Here is a 23,174-nt window from a genome sequence, read left to right as displayed (position 1 = left end):
CGATCGCCCTGGCCGGGTGAAGACCCCTCTGGCCCCGTCCCCACTCGGTGGGACGGGACGGGTCAGGTGCGGGCGGAACCCTGTTCGCTCGCCGCCTTGACCACTGCATAGCGCTCCAGCGTTTCCGCCCGGGCCAGATCGTGCCGCACCATCGGCGCGGGGTAGCTCTTGCCCAGTTCCACCCCGGCGGCGCGCAGCGCCTGGGCGCTGGCCGTCCAGGGCGCATGAATGTCCTGCGGCGACAGCCTTGCCAGCTCGGGCACATAACGGCGGATGAATTCGCCCGAGGGATCGAACTTCTCGCTCTGCGCCACCGGGTTGAAAATGCGGAAGTAGGGTTGCGCGTCGCAACCGCTGCTGGCCGCCCATTGCCAGCCGCCGTTGTTCGCCGCCAGGTCGAAGTCGTTGAGATGGTCGGCGAAATACTGCTCGCCCCAGCGCCAGTCGATGCCCAGATCCTTGGTGAGAAAGCTCGCCACCACCATGCGCAGACGGTTGTGCATATAGCCGGTCTGGTTGATCTGCCGCATTGCCGCGTCCACCAGCGGATAGCCCGTCTGCCCCGCGCACCAGAGGGCAAACTGCCCTGGGTCGTTACGCCACTGAATGCGGTCATATACGGGCTTGAAGGCGCCCTGCACCACATGCGGATGGTGGTAGAGAATCTGGAAATAGAAGTCGCGCCACACCAGCTCGGACAGCCATACCCGCGCGCCGCTGCTGCCGGCCTGCATGCGCGCCCAGGCCAGTGCCACCAGCTCGCGGATCGACACGGTGCCGAAACGCAGATGCACCGAGAGATAGCTCGGCCCCTTGCGCGCCGGAAAATCGCGCGTCTGGTCGTAGCTGTCGATGCGCTGGGTGAATGCGTCGACCAGTTCCTGCCCGCCCGCGGCTCCGAGGGGCAGCTTGAGGGTGCGCAGATTGGTCGGCGCAAAACCCAGTTCATCCAGGCCGGGAAGTGGCTGCTGCAGGGAGTCGGGCAGCGCGGCAAGGTCGGCGGCTTGCAGCCGAGTGGCATGGGGCAGCTGCGGCTGCGCTGCGTAGCGCGCCTGCCATGCGGTGCGGTAGGGCGTGAACACCGCATACGGTGTGCCCTGCCCGGTGAGCACCTCGTCCCGCTCGAAAATCATGTGCTCCTTCACCGTGCGGAAGTGCCGTCCGTCGTGCTGCAGTGCGGTTTCCACCGCGGCGTCGCGGCTGCGCGCGGCGGGCTCGTCATCGCGCCCGCAGAACACGGCCTGCGCGCCCAGTTCCGCGGCCAGCACCGGAATGGCGTCCACCGCACGGGCATGACGCACCACCAGCGCAGAACCCAGAGCGCGCAGGGCGGCATCCATTTCCGTGATGGCGGCATGAATGAACTCCACCCGCCGATCCGCCTGCAGGCCACGGCGCAACAGCGGATCGAGAATGTCGCGGTCAAACACAAAGACCAGCACCACCTTGTGGCAATGCTGCAGCGCGGTGTGCAGCGCGGCGTTGTCGTGCAACCGCAGATCGCGGCGCAGCCAGACCAGGCCAAGTGGCATCTTTTGCACGGCGGCGGGGGCGGAGCGGTCGGGGGCAGAAGGCAGCATCGGCGCACGTCTCGGAACATGGGATGCAAACCATAACCCAGCAAGGGGAAAGCCGCGCGCCGCCGCGATAAACTCCACCACATGAACCCTCGCCCTGATACCTCCAATCTCAGCAACCAGTTTCTCATCGCCATGCCGGGCATGGCAGACGACAACTTTGCCGGAACCGTGGTGTTCGTCTGCGAGCATTCTGCGCGTGGCGCGCTGGGGCTGATCATCAACCGCCCTTCGGACATCACGGTGCAGGAACTGTTCGAGCGCGTCGGTCTCGCGCATGCGGGTCTGCATGCGTCCCAGCCGGTGCTGCAGGGCGGGCCGGTGCAGACCGAGCGCGGTTTCGTGCTGCACGAGGCAACCGGTGCGGTGTATGCCTCCACCCTCGACATTCCGGGCGGTCTGCAGATGACCACCTCCAAGGACGTGCTCGAACACATGGCCGCCGGCGACGGCCCGACGCGCAGCCTCATCACTCTGGGCTATTCCGGCTGGAACGCCGGGCAGCTCGAAGAGGAACTCGGGCAGAACGGCTGGCTCACGGTGGAAGCCGACCCCATCGTGCTGTTCGACACCCCCATCGAGGCGCGCTTCAACGCCGCCATGGCGCTGCTCGGATTCAGCCCCGCCATGCTGTCGCAAACCGCAGGACATGCCTGACATCACGGTGCTGGGTTTCGACTGGGGCCGCCGCCGCATCGGCACTGCCGTGGGCAACAGCATCACCCGCACCGCCACGCCGCTTTCCACCCTGCGCGCAGACCGCAACGACATCAAGTTCGACGCCATCGCCGCGCTGATCCGCCAGTGGCAGCCGCAGCAGCTTGTCGTCGGCCTGCCCTTGCACCCGGATGGCGCAGCGCACGACAATACCGCCCGCGCCCGGCGTTTCGCCCACCAGCTCGAAGGCCGCTTCAGGCTGCCGGTGGCACTGGTGGATGAACGCTACACCTCGGTCGTGGCAGAAGATGCCGGAGCCGACGACGTGGACAGCGCCGCCGCCCAGCTCATCGTCGAACAATATCTGCAGCAACTCTGACCATGCCCTCCACGCTCGCCGCTCCACCCGATGCCGAGGCGCTGTACGCCCTGCTCCTGGACCGGGTTCGCAGCGCCATCGCCGTGCAACCCGAGCCGCCGCTGCTCATCGGCATCTACTCCGGCGGCGCCTGGCTGGCGCAGCGTCTGCACGCCGATCTGCAACTGGCGCAGCCGTTTGGTGTGGTCTCGTCCACCTTCCACCGCGACGACTTCGCCACCCGCGGCCTGCACCCCAGCGCCAACCGCACCGCCTTGCCGGTGCCCATCGCCGACCGGGCCATCCTGCTGATCGACGATGTGCTGCACACCGGCCGCACCACCCGCGCAGCAATCAACGAGCTGTTCGACTTTGGCCGCCCCGCGCGCATCGATCTGGCCGTGCTGGTCGATCGCGGCGGGCGCGAGCTGCCCATCTGCCCGCAGATCGTCGCCGCCACACTCGATCTGCCCGGCCAGGTGTCGCTTGCGCTGCTGCGCGACGAAGACGTGACGGACGGCATCCGCTTTCGCTTTGACCTCGTGAGCAAATAAACCAGGCTGGTGAACATGCCCCGCGCCCACAACCCCCAACTCAACAAGCACGGCGAACTGCGCCACCTGCTCACGCCCGAAGGCCTGCCGCGCGACGTGCTGCTGCACATCCTCGACACCGCGCAGGGTTTTGTCAGCTTCGGCAGCCGCGAGGTCAAGAAGGTGCCGCTGCTGCGCGGAAAAAGCGTGTTCAACCTGTTCTTCGAGAACAGCACCCGCACCCGCACCACCTTCGAGATCGCGGCGCAGCGCCTGTCGGCCGACGTGTTCAATCTCGACATCCAGCGCTCCTCCACCTCCAAGGGCGAGTCGCTGCTCGACACCATCGCCAATCTCGAGGCGATGGATGCCGATGTGTTCGTCGTGCGCCATGCCGACAGCGGCGCGCCGTTTCTGATCGCGCAGCACACCCCGCCGCATGTCCACGTGGTCAACGCCGGCGACGGCCGCCATGCCCACCCCACGCAGGGCCTGCTGGACATGTACACCATCCGCCATTTCAAGGGCGATTTCAGCAACCTCACCGTGGCCATCGTCGGCGACATCGTGCACTCGCGCGTGGCGCGCTCGGCCATCCACGCCCTCACCACCCTGGGCGCGGCCGAAGTGCGCGCGGTCGGCCCCAAGACCCTGGCGCCCGACAATCTGCGCGACATGGGCGTGCGTGTGTGCCACGACATGGCCGAAGGCATCCGCGGCGCCGATGTCATCATGATGCTGCGGCTGCAGAACGAGCGCATGTCCGGCGCGCTGCTGCCCTCGGCGCATGAATTCAACATGACCTACGGCCTGACCCCCGAGCGGCTGGCGCTGGCCAAGCCGGACGCCATCGTCATGCATCCCGGCCCGATCAATCGCGGGGTCGAGATCGACAGCGCCGTGGCCGACGGCCCGCGCAGCGTCATCCTCGACCAGGTGCGCTTCGGCATCGCGGTGCGCATGGCGGTGCTGTCCATCGTCGCCTCGACCGAAACCCCAGCATGAGCACCACCCAACTCCTGATCCGCGGCGGCCATCTCATCGACCCGCTGCAAGGGCTCGACCTCCACGGCGACATCGCCATCGTCGGCGAGCGCATCGTCGCGGTCGGCCAGGCCCCGGCGGGCTTCGAGCCCGACCAGACGCTCGACGCCAGCGGACTCGTCGTCCTGCCCGGACTCACCGACCTGTGCGCCCGACTGGGCGAGCCGGGGTATGAGCACGAAGGCATGCTCGAGACCGAGCTGCGCGCCGCGCTCGCCGGCGGCGTCACCCGCGTGGTGTGCTCGCCCGACACTGACCCGGTGCTCGACGAACCCAGCCTGGTCGAAATGCTGCGCTGGCGCGCGCGGCGCATCAAAAGCGCGCGGGTCTATCCGCTGGGCGCGCTGACCAAGGGACTTGCCGGCGAGCGGCTGAGCGAGATGGCCGAACTCACCCGGGCGAGTTGCATCGGCTTCTCGCAGGCCGACACCCCGGTAGCCGACACCAAGGTGCTCTTCAGCGCCATGCAATACGCCAGCACCTTCGGCTACAAGGTCTGGCTGCGCGCCAAGGACGCTGCGCTGTCGCGCGGTGGCATCGCCGCCAGCGGCGCGTATGCGCAGCGGCTCGGTCTGGCCGGGGTGCCGGTGATTGCCGAAACCGTCGCGCTGCACACCCTGTTCGAACTCATGCGCGCCACCGGCTGCGCGGTGCACGTGAGCAAGCTGTCCAGCGCCGCGGGCGTCGCGCTGGTGCGGCAGGCCAAGGCCGAGGGGCTGCCGCTGACCTGCGACGTGTCGATCAACAGCCTGATGCTCACCGATCTGGACATCGGCTACTTCGACCCCCGCGCCCGGCTGGACCCGCCGCTGCGCCAGAGCAGAGACCGCGACGCGCTGCGCGCCGCGCTGGCCGACGGCACCGTCGACGCGCTGTGCTCCGACCACACCCCGGTGAGCAGCGACGACAAGACGCAGACTTTCGCCGACGCAGCGCCCGGCGCCACCGGGCTGGAGCTGCTGCTGTCGGTCGCGCTGCAGTTCGCCGCCGACAGCGGCCTGCCGCTGGTGCAGGCGCTGGGCTGCGTTGGCCACCGCGCCGCGCGGGCCGCGGGCCTGACCCCGGCCACGCTGGAGGTCGGTGCGGCCGCCGAGTGCATCCTGGTCGACCCCGAAGCACGCTGGCGCGCCACCCCCGACGCACTGCAAAGCCAGAGCCGCCTGACGCCGCTGGCCGAGCAGGAACTGCCTGGCCGCGTGCGGCACGCCGTGATCGACGGTCGCGTGGTGTGGAGCGCACAGCCCATCGCCGTCCCGGCATGAACACGGCGCCGGATCGCGCCGCAGCAGCACCGGGCCTTCCAGCCGAGGGGGCCGTCGAAGTGTCAGCCGAGCCACCGTCCCCCGTTCCTGCGCCCACGCTGCGCCGCGTCAGCGCGCCGTTGCGCTTCGCCGCACGGCTGAGCCGTCTCAGCGCCCACGCGCTGCGCGGGCAGCGCATCATCCGGCATCACTTCCCCAGGCTGTCCGCTGCGGAGCAACGGCAGCACATCCGCGACTGGTCGGCGCAACTGCTGCGCCTGAGCGGGATCGAACTGCACGTCAGCGGCACGCCCTTGCAGACCCCCTCCCTCGTGGTGGCAAACCATGTGTCCTGGATCGACATCTTTGCCATCAATGCGGTCCAGCCCGTGCGCTTTGTTTCCAAGTCCGAGGCAGCGCAATGGCCGCTCATCGGCCCACTGGTGCGCGGTGTCGGCACGCTGTTCATCGAGCGCGAGCGCGCGCAGGACGTGGTGCGCGTCATCCACCAGATGGCGCAATGCCTGCAGCAGGGCGACCATGTCGGTGTGTTTCCGGAAGGCACCACAGGGTATGGGCATTCGCTGCTGCCGTTCCACGCCAACCTGTTCCAGGCGGCCTGCGTCAAGGAGCATCCAGCGCCTGTCCAGCCCGTGCTGCTGTTCTACGCAGACCACCGCAGCGGCCGCTTCAGCCGAGCTGCCTCGTATGTGGGCGACGAGACCATGGTCGGCAGTCTGTGGCGCATGAGCGCTGCGCCACGCCTGCGCATCGAGGTGAACTACCTCCCCCCCATCCAGGCCAACACCCGCCGCGCCCTCTCCCAGCAAACCCGCGACGCCCTCGCCGCGCACCTCGATCAGCGCCTGCGCGACTGCCGCTGACCTCACCCCGAGCCTCTACAATCCGCTAGGGCCTGTTCACGCTATTGGTGCACCCGCGTTGCCCCCAGGCGGGGATGGATGCAAGGCGGAGGCCAGGGGCAAGGCTGGGCGCCTTGCCCCTGGCTGACAACGCCGCAGACGCCCCGCCTGGGGGCAACCCTGCGGGCCGGGGGTCTGGGCGGCGCACTGCCACGTTGCAGTCCGCTTGTGGTGCAACACACCACGGCGCGGCCTGCGCCTCGCATTGCATCCGCCCAGACCCCCGGCGCGGGTGTACGAATAGCGTGAACAGGCCCTAGCTCAGCTCGCCGTAGTTCAATGGGACGATTGGGTCGAAAGTTTAGAAAATTGCCGCATTTTTGCCGCACAACCGACTCAGGTGCCTTGCGCTTCACCCAAAATGGGTGAACACACAACCTCGTGCTTTCATGTCCACGAGCGTCATAGAAGAATCGAACGTTAGCGTCCCCGTTTTTTCGCACTCTGGCCTGCAATCCCAAAATGTTCCTTGGGCATCTCGGTGATGATGACTCGGATTGACTCCATCGGTGCGTCGAGCGAACGATGGATCGCCTCACTGACTTCGGCGATCAGGCGCTCCTTTTTCGCTGGATCCCGTCCTTCTAGGATATAAAGCTGAGCAATCGGCATGACAATGTTTCTCGCTAAGTTCGGTCAGATGAAACGCATCCCTGTCGACCCCATTGCCTGAACGCGCAAATTGACGCAGTCGCCTGCTTTGACTGCTATGGCCTCGGTAATGCCGCCGGAGAGAATCACACTTCCCGCCGGAATCGATTCGCCGCGTGCGGCGAGATGATTGGCCAGTGCGGCGACGGCGGCAGCGGGATGCCCTAAAACAGCGGCGCCCGAACCGAAGGCGACAGGCTCACCGTTTTTTTCCAACACGATGCCAGTGGTGCGCAAATCCACGCCCTCCACCGCCATGGGCTGACCGCCGATGACAAATCGCGCTGCCGAGGTGTTGTCGGCAATCACACTTTTGAGATCGAATTTGAAATCGCGGTAACGACTGTCGATGACTTCGATGCCCGCAAGCAAGAAATCGGTCGCTGCCAGTACGGTGCCGATGTGGCATCCGGGTCCTCTGATTTCGGCCTTGGTGACAAAGGCGATTTCTGGTTCGACCTTCGGATGGATGAGCTCAGACGTCTTGCACACGCCGCCGTCCGCGACGGAAAAAGCGTCCAGCAAATATCCAAAGACCGGGCTGTCCACGCCCATCTGGCGCATTTTGGCGTGAGAGGTCAGGCCGGCCTTGTAGCCGATCAAGCGTGCTCCGCGCGCAATCTGCATCTGACGCAGTTTGTCTTGGATCGCGTACGCATCGGCCCAGTCGAGATCAGGATATTCGTCCGTGATTTTCAGGGTATCGCGTGCTTCACGCGCACAGGCGTCGAGGTGTTCTGCCAAGCGGTTGAGTGTAGCATTGTCAAGTTTCATGGAAGGAAGATCTCGTGGTAGCGGGTCATTGAACGTCAGTGGCGATCAACCTTGCACCAAGCCCTCGGCGCGCAGCGCCTGCTGGACAGCAGCGCGCTGTCCCACCCGCGCGGCAAAGTGCTGAAGGGCAGGCCAAGGGGACAAATCCACGCCGACATAGCCCGCCCAAGTCAGCGTGACGAACAAATAGATGTCAGCCACGCTGAACTGCTCCCCAAGCAGATAGGGTGCCTGGTCAAGGCGCTGGGCAGTAGTTGCCAGCCGTGCGTTGAGAATCTGGCGGGCGAATGCCTTGTGCTCGTCGCTTGCGCTCGGGTTGAACAAAGGGCTAAAGGATTTGTGAATTTCTGTCGAGATGAAATTCAGCCATTGCTGGAGCTGGTAACTCTCGAAACTTCCGTTGGGCGGCGCGAGATGTTTGGCAGGTACTTGATCGGCGATGTACTGCACGATTGCTGGGCCCTCGGTCAATGTGCGGCCATCGTCCAGCACGAGACAGGGCACATACCCGTTGGGGTTGATCCGTTTGTAGTCCTCGCCACTGTCGTTCTGTTTTGTCTTGAGATCGACTTTGACCAAGTCAAACGGCAAACCAGATTCACGCAGGGCAATGTGGGGAGACATGGAGCACGCGCCCGGGGCGTAATACAACTTCATCGTCTAACCTCGTATGGTTTGAAATGGAAGGTGGGCGGCAACCGCCCGCACGCCAAAAAATCGTCTCAAGCTGCTTTCGCCGGGGCCAACCCACGGTCTCTCGCCAGAGTCAGCGCGGTGTCTTCGATCATGTCCTCCTGCCCGCCCACCATGCCGCGGCGACCAAGTTCGACCAAGATGTCACGCGCGGGAACGCCATACTTCTTCTCGGCACGCTTGGCAAACAGCAGGAATGATCCGTAGACCCCGGCATAGCCCAGTGTGAGCGAGTCGCGATCGATGCGGATGGGAAAATCCATCATCGGCACGACGAGGTCTTCTGCAACATCCTGGATTTTCCAGACATCAACCCCGGTTTGGATACCCAGGCGATCACACACGGCGATGAACACTTCCATTGGTGTGTTGCCCGCTCCAGCGCCAAGGCCAGCGCTTGCGGCGTCAATGCGGTTGGCGCCGCATTCGATCGCCGACAAGGAATTCGCCACACCCATAGCGAGGTTGTGGTGGCCATGAAAACCCAGCTCGGTTTCCGGTTTAAGCGCTGCGCGCACCGCAGTCAAACGAGCCTTGACATCATCAGGCAACATGTATCCGGCCGAGTCGGTGATGTAGATGCAATTGGCGCCGTAGCCTTCCATCAGCTTGGCCTGCTTGACCAAACCCTCCGGGCTGTTCATGTGGCTCATCATCAAAAAACCCACTGTATCCATGTCGAGCTTGCGCGCCATGGTGATGTGCTGTTCCGACACATCAGCCTCGGTGCAGTGCGTGGCGACGCGAATGGTGTGCACTCCCAGCTCATGCGCCATCTTGAGGTGGTCAACGGTACCGATTCCTGGAAGCAACAAGGCGGAGACCTTGGCCTTCTTGAGCAGGGGAATGACCGCGCCCAGATATTCCTCATCGGAGTGTGCAGGGAACCCATAGTTCACCGATGATCCACCTAGGCCATCGCCGTGGGTGACTTCAATCAAGGGTACTCCTGCCTCATCCAGCGCCTTCGCGATACTGGTCATTTGTTCCAGCGTCATCTGGTGGCGCTTTGGATGCATGCCGTCACGCAATGTCATGTCGTGAACGGTGATTTTTTTGCCTTGCAAATTCATGGTGTTTCCTTCGCTTTGCAGCGTGTCAATGTGTTGGAGGCGACTAGTCGGAAGGTCAGATCAGGCTGCCGCTGGCTCTGCAGGCGTGAGCTTGAGTTTGCCCGCGAGGATCTCCTCGGCGAACATCTCAGCGGTACGCGCCGCTGCAGCAGTCATGATGTCGAGATTGCCTGCATACTTGGGCAAATAGTCACCCAAACCCTCCACCTCGAGGAAAATCGAAACCCGATTGCCGTCGAACACCGGTCCGTTGACGATGCGGTAACCCGGAACGTATTTCTGCACTTCCTTGAGCATGGTCTGGATCGACTCGGTGATCTTGGCCTGATTCGGCTCTGTCTCGGTCAGGCAATGCACCGTGTCGCGCATGATTAGTGGTGGCTCGGCAGGGTTGATGATGATGATGGCTTTACCTTGCTTGGCTCCGCCGACCTTGGCCACTGCCGCAGCCGTGGTGCGGGTGAATTCGTCGATATTCTTGCGAGTTCCGGGCCCTGCAGATTTGCTCGACACAGTTGCGACGATTTCGGCGTATTTCAGTGGCTGCACACGCGAAACCGCATGAACCATCGGGATGGTTGCCTGACCGCCACACGTGACCATGTTCACGTTCATCTCGCGCTTGCCGACATGTTCCTTGAGGTTGACCGGCGGCACACAGTAGGGGCCGATGGCCGCTGGCGTGAGGTCGATCATCATGACGCCCAGCGCCGTGAGTTTGTCGGAGTTGTCCTTGTGCACATACGCGCTCGTGGCATCGAAGGCAATCTGAATGTTGTCGGCTTTGACATGCGGCAGCAGGCCGTCAACGCCATCGGCGGTGGTCTTCAGGCCGAGTTCACGCGCTTTATTTAGCCCATCGGAGGCCGGGTCGATGCCGACCATCCACACTGGCTCGAGCACGGGGCTGCGCATGAGCTTGGCCAGCAAGTCGGTGCCGATATTGCCGGGGCCGATCAGGGCGCAGCGGATTTTGCTTTGAGACATGGGAAATTCCTTTCTGGGGTACAAACAAAAAAGACGCGTCCGCGAGGACTGCTTAAAGAAAAGCTCTCCTCAGCCGATGCTGCGCACCACGCCGCCTTCGGCGCGCACTGCGGCGCCATTGACGGCACTGGCCAGTGGGCTGCAGACGAACGCCACGACATCGGCCACTTCTGCCGGGTCGATCAGCCTTTTGAGGATCGAGGTGGGTCTGGCCTCGCGGAAAAATTGCTCGACGAATTGCTCAGCGGTCTGCCCGGCTTGATTGGCAAGCTGCGCAAAGAATGCCTGCACACCCTCGGTGCGCGTCGGGCCGGGCAGAACACTGTTGACGGTGACACCGGTACCGGTCGTGGTTTCGGCCAAGCCGCGTGCGATCGACAGTTGCGCAGTTTTAGTCATTCCGTAGTGCACCATTTCTGCGGGGGGACACAGTCCCGATTCGCTCGAAATGAACACGATGCGACCCCAGCTGCGGCGTTTCATCCGCGGCAGCTGGTGGCGCGCCAGCCTGACCCCGCTCATCACATTGACCTCGAAGAAGCGCAACCAGTCGGTATCAGCAATATCCTCAAATGCTTTCGGTTCAAAGATGCCAAGGTTGTTCACGACGATGTCGACCTCGGGGTGCGCCCGAACGAGCTGCTCACACCCGGCGGCGTGGCTCAAATCGGCTGCTGCGTTGACAAGATTCGCCTCCGATCCGATCTCGGCGCGCAAGGTCGCGAGCGCTGCATCCACACCAGCAGCAGTGCGGCCATTAACGAGCACCCGGGCCCCTTCCGCAGCGAGTCTGCGCGCGATTGCGAAGCCGATCCCGGAGGTCGAACCGGTGATCAGCGCGGTTTTGCCTTGGAGTTGCAGATCCATTTGTCGCTCTCAACCAAACCGCACTGAACAGCTGCCAATACCGCCAATCGACACGCGAAACGCGTCGCCCATGGCGATCGGCGCCATCGCGGCCAGCGCGCCAGACAGAATCACCTCCCCTGCCTTGAGCCCGATCCCAAGGCGCCCGAGGGTATTGGCAAGCCAAGCCACGGCGTTGACCGGCGAGCCGAGCGCGGCAGCACCGGCGCCGGTGCCGATCACCTCGCCGTTTTTTTCGAGCACCATGCCGCAAGTCGATAGATCGACCCTCCTGGGACTGACCGCGCGGTCGCCCAGCACGAACACGCCGCACGATGCGTTGTCCGCAACCGTGTCCTGGATTTTGATTTTCCAGTTTTCGATACGTGAATCGACGATTTCAAAACACGGCATGACGCTATCGGTCGCAGCCAACACGTCTGCATTGGTGACGCCCGGCCCCATCAGGTCTTTTTTTAGGATGAACGCGATCTCGCCTTCGGCCTTGGGCTGAATGAGTGTGTCCAGCGGGATGGTCTGTCCTTCGCCGTACACCATGCCCGAGAGCAAATAGCCGAAATCCGGCTGGAATACGCCAAGCATGTCCATCACCGCCTTAGACGTCACGCCGATCTTTTTCCCAACCACTGTCTCGCCGCAGTCGAGCCGTCGTTGCACCATGCGCTGCTGGATGTGATAGGCGTCCTCGATGCTCAGGTCAGTATGGCGGCTTGTGAGAGGCGTGAGGGTTTTGCGCGATTGCAGCGCGGTAAAGAGTTCATCGCCAAGGTGTTGGAGTCGATCAGTTTGCATGGGAAAAGTGACTTTGGAGTTGAATGCGGATCAAAGCGAGAGGGGTTCGTCAGGTTTTGCCTCGGCAAAGTGGTCCGAGACCAGCCGACAAAACCGCGCGGTGTGCTCGATCTGCGTCCAGTGGCCACATTGACCGAACACGTGAAGCTGTGCACGCGCAATCCAGTTCGCCAGCGTGATGGAATTGGAAAGTGGAATGACTTGGTCTTCCCGACCATGAATGACCAAGGTCTGGTGGGGCAATGTCCGAATGTCCTCTTCGCGGCTCGCCATGGCATCGACCCAACGCTGCCGCGGCGCAGGGAACATCGCCGCGAACGATTCCTGAAATCCTGGCCGGATGCTCGCCTCGTACCGCAGTCGGGCCAGCTCATCGTTGACCAAGGAACGGTCGTACGCAAAGATGTCGAGCAGCTTACGCATGTTGTCGATTGAGGGCGCGTAGCCCCACACGGCATCCAGCCCCGGTGTGATGGGAAAGTGCACACCCACGCTGCCCATCAGCACCAGTCGCCGCACCCGCTTGGGGTGGCGAATCGCCAGCGCCAGCGCCAAAGCGCCGCCGAAGGAGTTACCCACCAAATCCGCCTGTTCGATCTGCAGCGCATCGAGCAGACCGATCGCCTGTGCAATCCAAACGTCCATGTTGTATTGCTGACCCGGCGGGCGGTCGGTGTAGCCAAAACCGACCATATCGGGTGCAATCACCCGAGAACTCCTGGCCAGCTCAGGAATGACCAGCCGCCAGTTCGCCCAAGCCGACACCCCGGGGCCCGAGCCGTGGATCAGTAAGACCGGAAAGCCAGAACCGGCGTCGTGGTAATTGGTGCGAATGCCCGCAGCGACGATGGAATTGGCAATCTCAGGGTTGTTTGTTGCAGTCATTTGATTCCAGAAAATAGAGTTCAGGATGCGTGTTTGGCGAGTTCCTCGCGGCTTTGGACTGCACGCGAGGTTGCTTGCACCCGGAGCTGTGGCCGCAAGGCACCCACGGTCCATCGTTGATCCAGATTGAATTTCCCCGGGACGTCGTCCACACCGGGTTCGAGGCAGAGCTCCGCGACGTCGAGCGAATCCAGTCCGAGGTCGGAAAGCGGCGCGGTGTCAACCAGTTGCGTGGGAGTCAGGTCAAAGCGTTCGATGAGATAAGCGTCAAGCGACGCCACCGAACCTTGCGGTAGCTGGGGCTGCTGGCCGACCGACCCGCTGGAAATCACCTGACGCACTGCGTCGATGATGTCATAGGCGTGGATCCAACGGATGTTGTCACCAACCCGCCAAAGACTCTGGTTGCGACGATCGATCGAATCGGCCGCGCTGAGCTTGTAAACCTGCCCAGCCAAGCGCGACCAGAGCTGAACCTTGGTGGTTCTGGGTTTGCGCAGCGCCTCGTAAGCCGCAAAAGCCTCTGCGTAGGCGTTGCCGCCGACCGCAGCGAGAAGAGCGCTGATCGAGTATCCGCTTTCGATTCCCATGCCGCCACCCATACCCTGGTGCGGTAGCGTCCCGTGCGCGCAATCCCCGGCCAGAACAACCCGCTGGGCGCTCCAGCGCGGCAATGGGGGCAGGTCCATCAAAGACCAATAGTGCAAGTCGCCCTCGCTGACACGTATCACATCGAGGATTGCGTCGTGCCAACAGCGCGCGCGAAAGTTCTCGAGCGCTTCGCCGCGATCACCGGGTTGACGATTGGTTTGTGTAGTCCAATCGGGCAACTGGGGAGGCCGAAAGACTGCGAACAAATTGATCAACGCGCCGTCGTCGATTGCGTAGTTCACCGCATGCGTCTTCGGGCCGCACCACACAGACAGATTTTCCGGCGAGGGATAGTGCGGCACCAACCTTGCAGGAACGACTCCGCGAAAAGCAACTTCACCGCTGTATCGCGGCTTGCTCTCCGGGGCGACGACGGTGCGCGCAACCGAGCGTATGCCATCTGCAGCGATGACGACATCGGCAGAAAGGCTGTTGCCTCCTTGAAATAAAAGCCGCGCTGGCGCGTGCGCATCGCCAGCAGTCAAGCCGACGAGCCGCTGCCCCATATGTAGGGCGACGCCGGCCTCGCGGATTTTTTCGGCTAGAGCGCGTTGCAGCGTGGCGCGATGGAAGGTCAGGTAGGGCGCGCCGATGTCATGGGTGTAGCGGCCGCCGACTTCAGTACTACTCAGTATCTTGGCGTCGTCCCAATTCCGAAACTCGAGCGCCGGTGGCACGTGGCCGAACTGCGCTGGATCGACGCCTAGCGATTTCAAAACCCGCACCGCATTACCACCGATGGCAATCCCTGCACCCACTTCCTCGAGCGCATGCGCCGCTTCGAACACAGCCACGCCCTGAACGCCAGCACGGGCCAGGGTCATCGCTGCCGTCATGCCGGTCATTCCGGCGCCGACGATCGCAATGTGGACGTGTTCCACGATCTGCTCTCCGTCAAAGCTTGATGCAAACGTTCTTCAACTCGGTGTAGAACTCGAGTGAATGCACCCCGCCCTCACGACCGATACCCGATTGCTTGGCGCCACCAAATGGCGTGCGCAAGTCGCGCAGAAACCAGGAGTTGACCCAGGCGATGCCGACTTCGATCGCCGCCGCAACACGGTGCGCGCGCGACAGGTTGGTCGTCCAGATGGCTGTGGCCAAGCCGTAGTCGTTGTCGTTGACGCGTCGCATCACCTCCTCTTCGCTGTCGAAGGGCATGACCAGCGCACACGGCCCGAAGATTTCCTCACGTGCGATCACGCTATCGTCACCAAGCCCGGTCCAGATGGTCGGCTGCACCCAGGCACCGTCCTTCAGTTCAGCCGGCATCTCGGGAACGCCTCCACCGGTGACCACGGTTGCACGGAGTTCGGCGGCTTTTTTGTAGTACGACAACACCTTGTTCCGGTGTTCCTGGCTGATCAAGGGCCCCATGCCGCTGGTTGGGTCTTCTGGGCGACCGAGTTTCATCCCCTCAGCGCCTTTTTTCAGCGCCTGCACGAAGCGGTCGAAAATCGGCCGCTCGACATAGACACGTTCTGTTCCCAGGCAGACCTGGCCGCAGTTGGCAAAGCAGGAACGCAGCGTCCCCTCGATCGCCGCGTCGAAGCCGCAATCGGCGAACACGATCGCGGCGTTTTTCCCACCCATCTCCAGACTCACCGGTCGCGCGCCGTCTGCTGCCGCTTTCATGATCGCTGCGCCAGTGCGCGTTTCACCGGTGAAGGTGATCGCATTGACTCCAGGATGGGTGGTGAGAAATTCCCCAGTCGAGCTCGGCCCGAAACCGTGTACGACGTTGTAGACCCCGGGTGGAATGCCTGCTGCGTTCATCACCTCGCCGAGCAATGCTGCCGTCTGCGGCGTTTCCTCCGAAGGCTTGACCACCACGGTGTTGCCGCAAGCCAGCGCCGGGCCGACCTTCCAGGTCATGAGCAGCAAAGGCAGGTTCCAAGGACAAATGACCCCGACCACGCCAACCGGGCGACGCATTGCATAGTTGAGTGCCCCGAGTCCATCGGGCGTGGACATCTCGAAGAACTCTGTCGGGACGTTTTTGATGACGTCGGCGAAGATTTTGAAATTTGCCGCCCCGCGTGGAATATCCACGTGCCGTGCGAGGCTCATCGGCTTGCCGGTATCTTCAACCTCGGCAGCAAGAAAGTCATCGAAGCGTTTGTTGATCCCGTCGGCAACGGCGTACAACAGATCGACACGCTGGGCAACGGTCAATTTTCCCCACTGGCCATGCAACGCGGCCCGCGCCGCTCGAACTGCCGCGTCGACTTCCTCGCGCCCAGCCTCGGCGACTTGAGCGATCACTTGGTTGGTCAACGGCGAACGCTTGTCAAACCAGCTCTTGCCAGCGACGTAATTGCCATTGACAAAATTCAGAATGCGCTTGGGCGCGCTCGTGCTTGTTGCGCGGGGCACAGAATTTGTTTCGGTAATCAGCATGATGGAAGGTGATGAAGTGCGTGTGCAATCGTTTTCCGGTGATGTCTGTCGGGAGTCTGGTTATATGCTTTGTCGCATCAAATCTCATCCCAAGCCGACCGCTGCAAGACCGGCGTGAGCGCATTGCTCGTCTTGATGCTCGGTGCCCCCCGATACACCGACCCCGCCGATCCGCTCGCCCGACTCCAGGATCGGAAGCCCGCCACCGAAGGCGATGAACCGCGGCCGCAGCACGATCCCGCGCTGCACAGCTTCAGAATGACTTAACAAAGCCTCGGGCCACTGGCCGGTCGGCAAACCGAAGCTCACCGCGGTGTAGGCCTTGTCGATCGCGATGTCGATCGAGTGCAGCGGAGCACCCGGCATGCGCAGGAACGCTGCCAGATTGCCACCAGGATCGACCACGGCAATATTGACCTGAATGCCCAGTTGCTGCGCATGCGCGGCAGCAGCCTGGACGATCTGCGCTGCGGCCGACCAATCGATCAGCCGTAACGCAACGCTTTGGCGAGGGCATTTTGCTCTTTGCATCATCGCACCATTCGATTAGGTATAGACCTCGGTGAACGAGGCGACCAGCTCGCCAGTGTGATAGAAAATCCCAGCGCCTAAATGATCCTCAGTCCACGTCGTGACTGGACGATCGGGTTGCGCCAAGTAGCCCAATCCCGCAAAGGTTTCGTTGCGGTTGCCGCTCGGATCGAAGAAGTAAATGGTCTCGCCACGGGTAATGCCGTGGCGGGTCGGAGCCACATCGATCTTGGTCTTGTTCTTGGCCATGACATCTGCAGCCTTGAGCACGTCGTGCCACGAATCAAGAAAATACGCGATATGGTGCAAACCGTTGCGCGGGCCACCAACGAACGCGATGTCATGCGGCTTGGTTGCGCGGAACATCCAAGTGGCCGCCTGAATGGCGCCACCTGGGCCCACGGTCACCTGCTCGGCCAGGTAGAAGTCCAGGCATTCCTTCATGAACTTGGTGTTCTCGGCCACACGGTTCACGCCAGTCTCTGGGTTGAGCTCACACATCAGCAGGCAGTGGTCCAGCCAGTGTGCACCAGCCCCCTTGATGTCATCCGGCCAAGGATCCGGATTGGTCGAGCCGACATCGGTTCCCACGCAGTCCTTGTAGGCATACAGGCGCATTTCGTGGGTGCTGGGCAAATGGAACTTGAGCATGCGCCCAGTCGACGGCAAGGTTCCCTCAGGCAGCATTTCGGTCTTGATGCCATAGTCGCCCCTGCAAAATTCGTTTTCCGTTCCCCAACCGGACGGAACGCCACCCCATGAGACAGCCGCGTCGGGATTGGGGCGGCGAGCCCACAGTCTCAGGCCAGTGCCCAAGCGGGGCCGCGGGCGGGCGGTGAGGCGCCCATCGCCCGCGCACCCCCCAGCGCCTGGCGCAGCAGGCGCAAAAAAACCGGGCCCAGGCCCAGACGGACGATGGCGCGCAGCAGCCATTTGATGTTGTAGCCCGCCGCGCAGCTCAGGGCGTGCAGCGCATCGCCCAGCGCCCCCTTGAGCCAGCAGCGATCCAGGCGGTGATCGGCCTTCAAGTGTCCGATGGCCGGCTCTACCGCCGAGCGGCGGCGCAGCCAGGTGCGCTGCTGTGCAGTCAGGCGCTTGAACTTGCCGCGGTGCAGGATGTGCCGGCCCGGGTTGTCGGCATCCACCCCGCGAAAGCCCAGATCGACGACGACATGTTGGATGGTCACGGCCCAGTCCTGCATCAGAATGGTGGCCTGTTCCAGTGCCGCATGCAGGATGTGGCCGTCATAGGGATTGCCGGGGAAGGTGCGCGCCCCCAGCATCAGCCCCTGCTGGTGCGAGACCACCACGGCCGTCTTCACCCCAAACTCGTAGGGCTTGCGCGCCTTGCCCTTGCCGATGCACTCCACCTCCGGGGCATGCAGGGCGTAGAGTTTGTTCTTGTCTTTGGGTTGCTGCGTGCGCACGGCTTCAGCCCGGGCCATCCACTCCTGGAGCGCAGCCAGCGCTTTGGGGGAAGACGGGACAAAGTCCGCCGCCTGAAGCGTGCGCTGCACCGCGCGCAGCACAATCCCCAGGATCGTGCGCTGGCGTTTGATCACGCGCTGCAGACGCCGCAATTGCTTGGCGTGGGCATAGCCTGCCGCCTTGAAGCGCAAGGCCTTGCCTTCCTTGGCGTAGGTCTGCTTGAGGGGGATGCCTGCTTGTTTGGCGCTGCGCACCACCTTGTGGCGGGCGATCTCCAGCAGGCGGCTGTCGGTGGGGTGGGCGATGGCCTTCTCCTGCACGGTGGTGTCGACGATCACCCGCTGCAGCTCCTGGGGCTGCACGGCGCGGGTGGCCACAGCCGTGTCGATGGTGGCCTTGAGGAGTTCTTCCAGGCCGTCTTCCCCCAAGGCGCGGCGAAACCTCCCGACCTGGGTCGCGTCGCACGGCAGGCGGTGTTCAAAGTACGCCTGGCCCGAGAAGAACTGCCACAGCACGTTCTCGCTCCAGCGCACGACCAGTTCCTCATCGCTGACGTTGAAGGTGTGCTTCAGATACAGCAGGCTGATCATCAGCCGCAGGGGCAGCCGTGGACGACCCGCAGCACTGGCGCCTGCACCCACAAGTGCCTGATTGGGGCCGAACAGGTCCATGCCTTCGACCACGGTGCCTGCGCGCACTTGGCGCGCAAACTTCTCGGCAATGGCCGCCTCCAGTTGCGCCCAGGGCAGTCGTGTGGCCAGCACCGCCAGCGGGTCGCCCAGGTTGATCATCGCGTCGATGCGGCTGCGGAAAAAGTCGGGCGTTGCCATCCAGAAATCCCTCAGAAAATCGCCTCCACCATAACGTTTCTCAAGGGATTCGGTGCACCGAAAAACACAACAAAGTGTGCATTCATGCGGGGTGCAGGGGTTTTGCAGGGGGGACGCCATAGGCTTCGATGCGCTTTTGCAGCGCATCCAGATCGGCATCATGCTCCACCTTGTAGGCCACGTGGTTGAGCCCGGCCTGATCGGATTGGGTCAGGATGAGCGAGTACTTGTCCCATTCGTCCCAACACTTCATGTAGACATTGCCGTGCTTGTCTTCCATGGTTTTTTTCATGCCAAGCACCTTTTCATAGTGCTTGACCGCTGCAGCCATATCCATGACTCGGATACTGGCGTGTCCAATGCGCATGACGCCCATGATTGATCTCCTCTTTATGACTTCGTGGTAACGAGATTCGACTGACAGCCAGCGAATCCTTTGAAAAACGGCTTTTGCAACTTGCCCACGACTTCCAGCTCCACTGCACACTCCGGAGCGACCCGACATGCCAGGGTGTATCCCTGTGCTTCCTCATCCACACTGACATGAGCCCGACTGACCGGACCGAGTTTGCGCACTTCGCCCTTGGTCACTCGAATCTTGCACACGCCGCACCCGCCACCAAGACATCCCACCGGAATGCCGCGCCGCCCAAGCTTTGCCATCCCGGACAGCAAGGACTCATGCTCTGTGCAGAGGTAGCTCTCGCCGGTCTGGATCAGTGTGACGGTTGGCATCTCGGCTGACGTGGAAGTGAAAGACATGGGTAGAGTCAAAAAGTCTCGAGATTTTTGATGAGGACAGTAAAATCATAGGATTAAGGAGTGCCTCAAGGACTGGTAACAACCCTGATTCGACTTATTCTCTCTCGAGATTTAAGGTCGCCTTCATACTTTCTTGAACAATGGGCTGCGCACCTGCTGGGCATCCGCAGCGGAGATGAACTTCTCGAAAAAAATGTCCCGCTCAAACAGACGCCCTTGCATCAAAGTGGTAATACAGGCATCGATCATCAACGGCGGTCCGCAGAGATAGGCCTGCCGACCAGAAAAATCGTTGTTGAAGTGTCTTTTCGCGACTTCATGCACAAAGCCGCTCTCGACACCACCGGTTGTCGCGTCGCCTGAATCGGACAGCGCAGGGACGTACGTGAAATTGGGATGCTCCCGGGCCAGTGCGCGAAACTCTGTGTCGTAATACAACTCGGCAGCATGCCGCTGCCCGTAAATCAGCGTGATCGGCAAAGAGCATCCGGCTTGCAGCAAGCCACGAATCATCGATCGAGGGCTGGACAAGCCCGACCCGCCCGCCATGAAAACCATGGGCAGCTGGGCCGATTTGCGTACGAAAAATCGGCCATAGGGGCCAGACAGACGCAGGCGGTCGCCGACCTGAAGTGTGTCGTGGATGTAGGCGGTACCTTGCCCGCCTGGAACCTGACGAACGTTCAGTTCGATCTCGCCAGTGGCAGCAACGTCTGCCGGTGAATTGGCAATGGAAAACGCGCGACTCTCACCCAGTCCGGGAATCTCGAGCTGAATGTACTGCCCGGCCTGAAAATGGATCGACTGCTCCAGGCGCAGGTACACGGCCTTGATAGTTGGGGTGAGCTGGTCAATTCGGGTCACATCGGCCGCAAAATCCTTGACCGGGATGATTTCAGCGTCGGGCTCTTCGTCGATCTCGGCCTCGATGACGGTATCGGCGCAGAGGGTTGCACAGCAGGCCAGCGCCTTGCCTTCCTCGCGTTCGAAATCCATCAGAGCGAACGGGTTTGCATCTCCGACGTCGATTTCCCCATCGACGACCTGTACCTTGCAAGTGCCGCACAGTCCATGTCCACAGGCATGCGGCAGATAGATTCCCTGGCGCAGAGCAGCATCAAGCACAGTCTGCCCCTCTTCGACCTCCACGGTCGCCCCAATCGGCTCAATGGTCAGTTGATAGCTCATATAGATAGTCAGTCCTGCTGGAGCAGCACATGCCGCTCAGGCAGGAGCGTCGACTCTCAGCTGCAGGACCCCTTGATTCCAGTGAGTCCGGGAGTTCTGAACCGGATCACATCTTTGTGCCCAAGGCCGTTTTCGGCCAGACTCTTCGACGCGTCCGGATGGAAGGGCTTGCCGGATTTGAACCACTGCACCTTGCCCCAATCGATTTTGGAAAAATCAGGGTGATATCCATAGACCCCTGGCAAAACCTCCGAGACCAGCGCCCCGAACGGCATGGTCGGCGGTAACGGCAGACAATGTGGGGCACAAAATAACAAGTGATCCTCCCAACCGATGAAGAGCAAAGGCGCAGGGAATTTCTCCACGCCATCTCGCGGTGGGAATTTGTAGGGCTTGACGGCAGCAACGGTCATCTTGATTCTCCCCTTGTCTCAGGTGTTGCTCAGCGCTTGGCCACGCCAGGCCGCAAAGTTCTTCTGGTCTTCCGAACCTTCAAAATCAAGGTTGTCTCGACCGAAGTTGAGCTCGTAGTAATTCATCACGGCCATGAGCGGGTCAAATCCTTCCTTGGTCGGATCAGTACCGGGCTTGAAACAGTTTCCCTGGTAGATCTGATGCACCGGCAACCATGATTGTGAGAATTTTTCCGGCTCGTTGTCGAAAATCTCTTTGCAATGATCGCTGCAAAAGTGATATTTGTCGCCGAGATAATCCGATTCGCGATAGCAAATCTTGGTCGCATCTCCAGGCTCGGTGAACAACATGGGAATCTGACAGGTCGTGCACAGCATTGGCAGTGTCTTGTTATAGAACCGGTTGCCTTGCTGCTGTTGCTCTCGGTAGAACTCCAGGCGCTGGCGGTACAGCTTGTCGAAGCTTTCCGGGTATTTAGCCGACAGCCAAGCCATCTCGTCGTCAGTTGGTACCCAAGTGTGGAAAGGAGCGGCCGCGCCGTAGTTATAGAAGGTGTTCCAAGCCTGGTGGCTGATGTGATCCTTACCTTCGCAGGCGTCCTTGAAACCCTTGGGTTCGCTGATGCCGTATCGCGCCAGATCCTTGAACAGGGCGCCGCCATTTTGCTCGGCATAGATCTCCCAGGCCTCTTTCCAACTCATCACGCGCTTGGGCAGCATGTAGTCCATCATCATGGCGACAAGCGTGAGCACGCGATAACCCCGCCAGAACCATTTGTCGATCCAGCGCTGCACGATCGGCACGTTGTCCGGGTCTTGCTCAAGCATGAACTTGATGCACTCGATCCCCAGGGTCATATGGCGTGATTCGTCGGACTGGGCGGAAAAACCGAAGGTCACGGTGGACATGTCGCCGTTGTAGGCCGCACCCGACATGAAGGGCACGAACAACAGGTTGGTCAGCACATACTCGAAAGAAAAGCTCACAGCAGTGAGAAATTCGAACGGACCGGCTGTATTCGCATCTTCGAAGAACGACTTGGGTACTGACAGGTACCACACGCGATCGAACCAGTGGTTCGCGTGGTGCATGCCGTTGAAAAACTTGTTGTAAGTAGAGAGTGCATGAGTTTCAGTCTGATAGTGACGCAACTCATCGACCGATTGCATTTGGCAGGCGACGCGCGCACCCTCGCCGGTGAAATGACGGCCAACATGCGCGAACCCACGATGTGCGTAGTACTCGAGCGGCGTCACCCCCTGGATGAACAACTTGAGCGCATTGACATAGCGCGCATCGGTCACGCCAAGGAAGCCGTTGTTCTGCTGGAAAGCATCGATCACAGCGTAGAGTTTTTTCTCCTTTTCGCCCTGATACTTCCAGTAGGCATCCATGGTGAGGCGGAAGGGATCCTCCCACTTGTCCCAATCATGGATCTTGATGCCTTCGTATTTGTCGTACGGAAATACTTTATCCATCGGCTGGTAAGTCGTTTCCCAGCCCAGGCCACGGGTCATCGCGGCATAACGATCCTTGAGACCGAGTTTTTTCTTCGCTACACGAGTATCCATTGTTCATCTCCTGTTGGTTTGATCGACTTTGATGCTCTAGTCAGTGCTTCCAGCTCAAGGTGAACTGGTCATCGTCCTCGTCGATATGCCCTGACAGAGTGATCAAATTGATATGAATCTGCTGGAGGTCATAGCGCGAGCCAGTGCGCTCCTCGATGCTCTCGCGCTTAATTGTCAAATGGCCGGGAGCATCAATCTTGATCATCCCCGGCGACTCGGCAACGGTCGCCTGTGGGTTGTCGGCCAGAATCGCTTCAATCACCGGTCGTGACTCTTCATTTGCTTGAAATGCGATGAATACGTTAGACATCTTGGTTCTCGCTATTGGGTTACGAAGAGCAGGC

General features: G+C 61.6%; 25 protein-coding genes and 1 pseudogene. 6 read left to right on the top strand and 20 right to left on the bottom strand.

What is annotated here, in order from left to right; all coding sequences use genetic code 11:
- Positions 1-62: 62 nt before the first annotated feature.
- Entirely contained in the window at positions 63-1,580 is a 1,518-nt protein-coding gene (locus tag AC1ZQA_RS03310; protein ID WP_482678410.1) for a cryptochrome/photolyase family protein, read from the bottom strand.
- Between the two features lie 81 nt (positions 1,581-1,661).
- Between AC1ZQA_RS03310 and AC1ZQA_RS03305 the strand changes: the two genes are divergently transcribed.
- The 6 genes from AC1ZQA_RS03305 to AC1ZQA_RS03280 are packed head-to-tail and all read left to right on the top strand — an operon-like array spanning position 1,662 to position 6,294.
- Positions 1,662-2,234, top strand: coding sequence for a YqgE/AlgH family protein (locus tag AC1ZQA_RS03305; protein WP_482678409.1), 573 nt, complete (start codon positions 1,662-1,664; stop codon positions 2,232-2,234).
- A complete protein-coding gene (ruvX, locus tag AC1ZQA_RS03300; protein ID WP_482678408.1) occupies positions 2,227-2,613 on the top strand; it encodes a Holliday junction resolvase RuvX in 387 nt (128 codons plus the stop codon). The genes AC1ZQA_RS03305 and ruvX overlap by 8 nt, the downstream gene beginning before the upstream one ends.
- 2 nt (positions 2,614-2,615) lie before the next feature.
- The gene (gene pyrR / locus AC1ZQA_RS03295; protein WP_482678407.1) at positions 2,616-3,146 is read left to right on the top strand and encodes a bifunctional pyr operon transcriptional regulator/uracil phosphoribosyltransferase PyrR; all 531 of its coding nucleotides are present in this window, start codon (positions 2,616-2,618) and stop codon (positions 3,144-3,146) included.
- Positions 3,147-3,161: 15 nt separating this feature from the next.
- A complete protein-coding gene (locus AC1ZQA_RS03290; RefSeq protein ID WP_482678406.1) occupies positions 3,162-4,130 on the top strand; it encodes an aspartate carbamoyltransferase catalytic subunit in 969 nt (322 codons plus the stop codon).
- Positions 4,127-5,431, top strand: a complete 1,305-nt coding sequence (locus tag AC1ZQA_RS03285; RefSeq protein ID WP_482678405.1) for a dihydroorotase — start codon at positions 4,127-4,129, stop codon at positions 5,429-5,431. The genes AC1ZQA_RS03290 and AC1ZQA_RS03285 overlap by 4 nt, the downstream gene beginning before the upstream one ends.
- Positions 5,428-6,294 (top strand): lysophospholipid acyltransferase family protein, encoded by an 867-nt coding sequence (locus tag AC1ZQA_RS03280; RefSeq protein ID WP_482678404.1) that lies wholly within the window; start codon positions 5,428-5,430, stop codon positions 6,292-6,294. The genes AC1ZQA_RS03285 and AC1ZQA_RS03280 overlap by 4 nt, the downstream gene beginning before the upstream one ends.
- 459 nt (positions 6,295-6,753) lie before the next feature.
- Here the strand turns inward: AC1ZQA_RS03280 and AC1ZQA_RS03275 are convergent, their stop codons facing one another.
- The 19 genes and pseudogenes from AC1ZQA_RS03275 to AC1ZQA_RS03185 all read right to left on the bottom strand — a co-directional run bounded on the left by AC1ZQA_RS03275 (position 6,754) and on the right by AC1ZQA_RS03185 (position 23,140).
- The gene (locus tag AC1ZQA_RS03275; RefSeq protein WP_482678403.1) at positions 6,754-6,945 is read right to left on the bottom strand and encodes a 4-oxalocrotonate tautomerase family protein; all 192 of its coding nucleotides are present in this window, start codon (positions 6,943-6,945) and stop codon (positions 6,754-6,756) included.
- 24 nt (positions 6,946-6,969) lie between these two features.
- Positions 6,970-7,758 carry a 2-oxo-3-hexenedioate decarboxylase gene (gene dmpH, locus AC1ZQA_RS03270; protein WP_482678402.1) on the bottom strand — a complete coding sequence of 263 codons (789 nt, stop codon included), beginning with the start codon at positions 7,756-7,758 and terminating at the stop codon, positions 6,970-6,972.
- A 45-nt stretch (positions 7,759-7,803) separates the two neighbouring features.
- On the bottom strand, positions 7,804-8,415 hold the full coding sequence (gstA, locus tag AC1ZQA_RS03265; RefSeq protein WP_482678401.1) for a glutathione transferase GstA: 612 nt from the start codon (positions 8,413-8,415) through the stop codon (positions 7,804-7,806).
- A 65-nt stretch (positions 8,416-8,480) separates the two neighbouring features.
- On the bottom strand, positions 8,481-9,524 hold the full coding sequence (gene dmpG / locus AC1ZQA_RS03260; protein ID WP_482678400.1) for a 4-hydroxy-2-oxovalerate aldolase: 1,044 nt from the start codon (positions 9,522-9,524) through the stop codon (positions 8,481-8,483).
- A 60-nt stretch (positions 9,525-9,584) separates the two neighbouring features.
- Positions 9,585-10,511 carry an acetaldehyde dehydrogenase (acetylating) gene (locus AC1ZQA_RS03255; protein ID WP_482678399.1) on the bottom strand — a complete coding sequence of 309 codons (927 nt, stop codon included), beginning with the start codon at positions 10,509-10,511 and terminating at the stop codon, positions 9,585-9,587.
- 69 nt (positions 10,512-10,580) lie between these two features.
- Positions 10,581-11,378, bottom strand: coding sequence for an SDR family NAD(P)-dependent oxidoreductase (locus tag AC1ZQA_RS03250; RefSeq protein WP_482678398.1), 798 nt, complete (start codon positions 11,376-11,378; stop codon positions 10,581-10,583).
- Positions 11,379-11,387: 9 nt separating this feature from the next.
- Entirely contained in the window at positions 11,388-12,170 is a 783-nt protein-coding gene (dmpE, locus tag AC1ZQA_RS03245; protein WP_482678397.1) for a 2-oxopent-4-enoate hydratase, read from the bottom strand.
- A 30-nt stretch (positions 12,171-12,200) separates the two neighbouring features.
- Positions 12,201-13,055 carry an alpha/beta fold hydrolase gene (locus AC1ZQA_RS03240; RefSeq protein WP_482678396.1) on the bottom strand — a complete coding sequence of 285 codons (855 nt, stop codon included), beginning with the start codon at positions 13,053-13,055 and terminating at the stop codon, positions 12,201-12,203.
- Between the two features lie 20 nt (positions 13,056-13,075).
- Positions 13,076-14,587 carry an FAD-dependent monooxygenase gene (locus AC1ZQA_RS03235; RefSeq protein WP_482678395.1) on the bottom strand — a complete coding sequence of 504 codons (1,512 nt, stop codon included), beginning with the start codon at positions 14,585-14,587 and terminating at the stop codon, positions 13,076-13,078.
- Between the two features lie 13 nt (positions 14,588-14,600).
- Complete coding sequence (locus tag AC1ZQA_RS03230) at positions 14,601-16,106, bottom strand: 2-hydroxymuconic semialdehyde dehydrogenase (protein WP_482678394.1); 1,506 nt, start codon at positions 16,104-16,106, stop codon at positions 14,601-14,603.
- Positions 16,107-16,190: 84 nt separating this feature from the next.
- Positions 16,191-16,640: a GlcG/HbpS family heme-binding protein gene (locus AC1ZQA_RS03225; RefSeq protein WP_482678393.1), complete on the bottom strand. Its 450-nt coding sequence runs from the start codon at positions 16,638-16,640 to the stop codon at positions 16,191-16,193.
- Between the two features lie 12 nt (positions 16,641-16,652).
- Positions 16,653-17,342 (bottom strand): annotated as a pseudogene (locus AC1ZQA_RS03220) (VOC family protein); the annotation flags it as partial.
- Positions 17,343-17,437: 95 nt separating this feature from the next.
- Positions 17,438-18,895, bottom strand: a complete 1,458-nt coding sequence (locus AC1ZQA_RS03215) for an IS5 family transposase (protein WP_482677102.1) — start codon at positions 18,893-18,895, stop codon at positions 17,438-17,440.
- An 82-nt stretch (positions 18,896-18,977) separates the two neighbouring features.
- Complete coding sequence (locus AC1ZQA_RS03210; protein WP_482678392.1) at positions 18,978-19,271, bottom strand: VOC family protein; 294 nt, start codon at positions 19,269-19,271, stop codon at positions 18,978-18,980.
- A 14-nt stretch (positions 19,272-19,285) separates the two neighbouring features.
- A complete protein-coding gene (locus tag AC1ZQA_RS03205) occupies positions 19,286-19,657 on the bottom strand; it encodes a 2Fe-2S iron-sulfur cluster-binding protein (RefSeq protein WP_482678391.1) in 372 nt (123 codons plus the stop codon).
- Between the two features lie 123 nt (positions 19,658-19,780).
- On the bottom strand, positions 19,781-20,845 hold the full coding sequence (locus AC1ZQA_RS03200; RefSeq protein ID WP_482678390.1) for a 2Fe-2S iron-sulfur cluster-binding protein: 1,065 nt from the start codon (positions 20,843-20,845) through the stop codon (positions 19,781-19,783).
- Positions 20,846-20,901: 56 nt separating this feature from the next.
- Positions 20,902-21,258 carry a phenol hydroxylase subunit P4 gene (locus tag AC1ZQA_RS03195; RefSeq protein ID WP_482678389.1) on the bottom strand — a complete coding sequence of 119 codons (357 nt, stop codon included), beginning with the start codon at positions 21,256-21,258 and terminating at the stop codon, positions 20,902-20,904.
- A gap of 18 nt (positions 21,259-21,276) precedes the next feature.
- A complete protein-coding gene (locus AC1ZQA_RS03190; protein WP_482678388.1) occupies positions 21,277-22,830 on the bottom strand; it encodes an aromatic/alkene/methane monooxygenase hydroxylase/oxygenase subunit alpha in 1,554 nt (517 codons plus the stop codon).
- Between the two features lie 40 nt (positions 22,831-22,870).
- Positions 22,871-23,140: an MmoB/DmpM family protein gene (locus tag AC1ZQA_RS03185; protein WP_482678387.1), complete on the bottom strand. Its 270-nt coding sequence runs from the start codon at positions 23,138-23,140 to the stop codon at positions 22,871-22,873.
- Positions 23,141-23,174: the final 34 nt, after the last annotated feature.

It is taken from the genome of Thiomonas sp. DCM-2, from assembly GCF_056820905.1.
The sequence above is the reverse complement of the archived record's forward strand: the minus strand, read 5'-3'. Positions and strand labels throughout refer to the sequence as shown.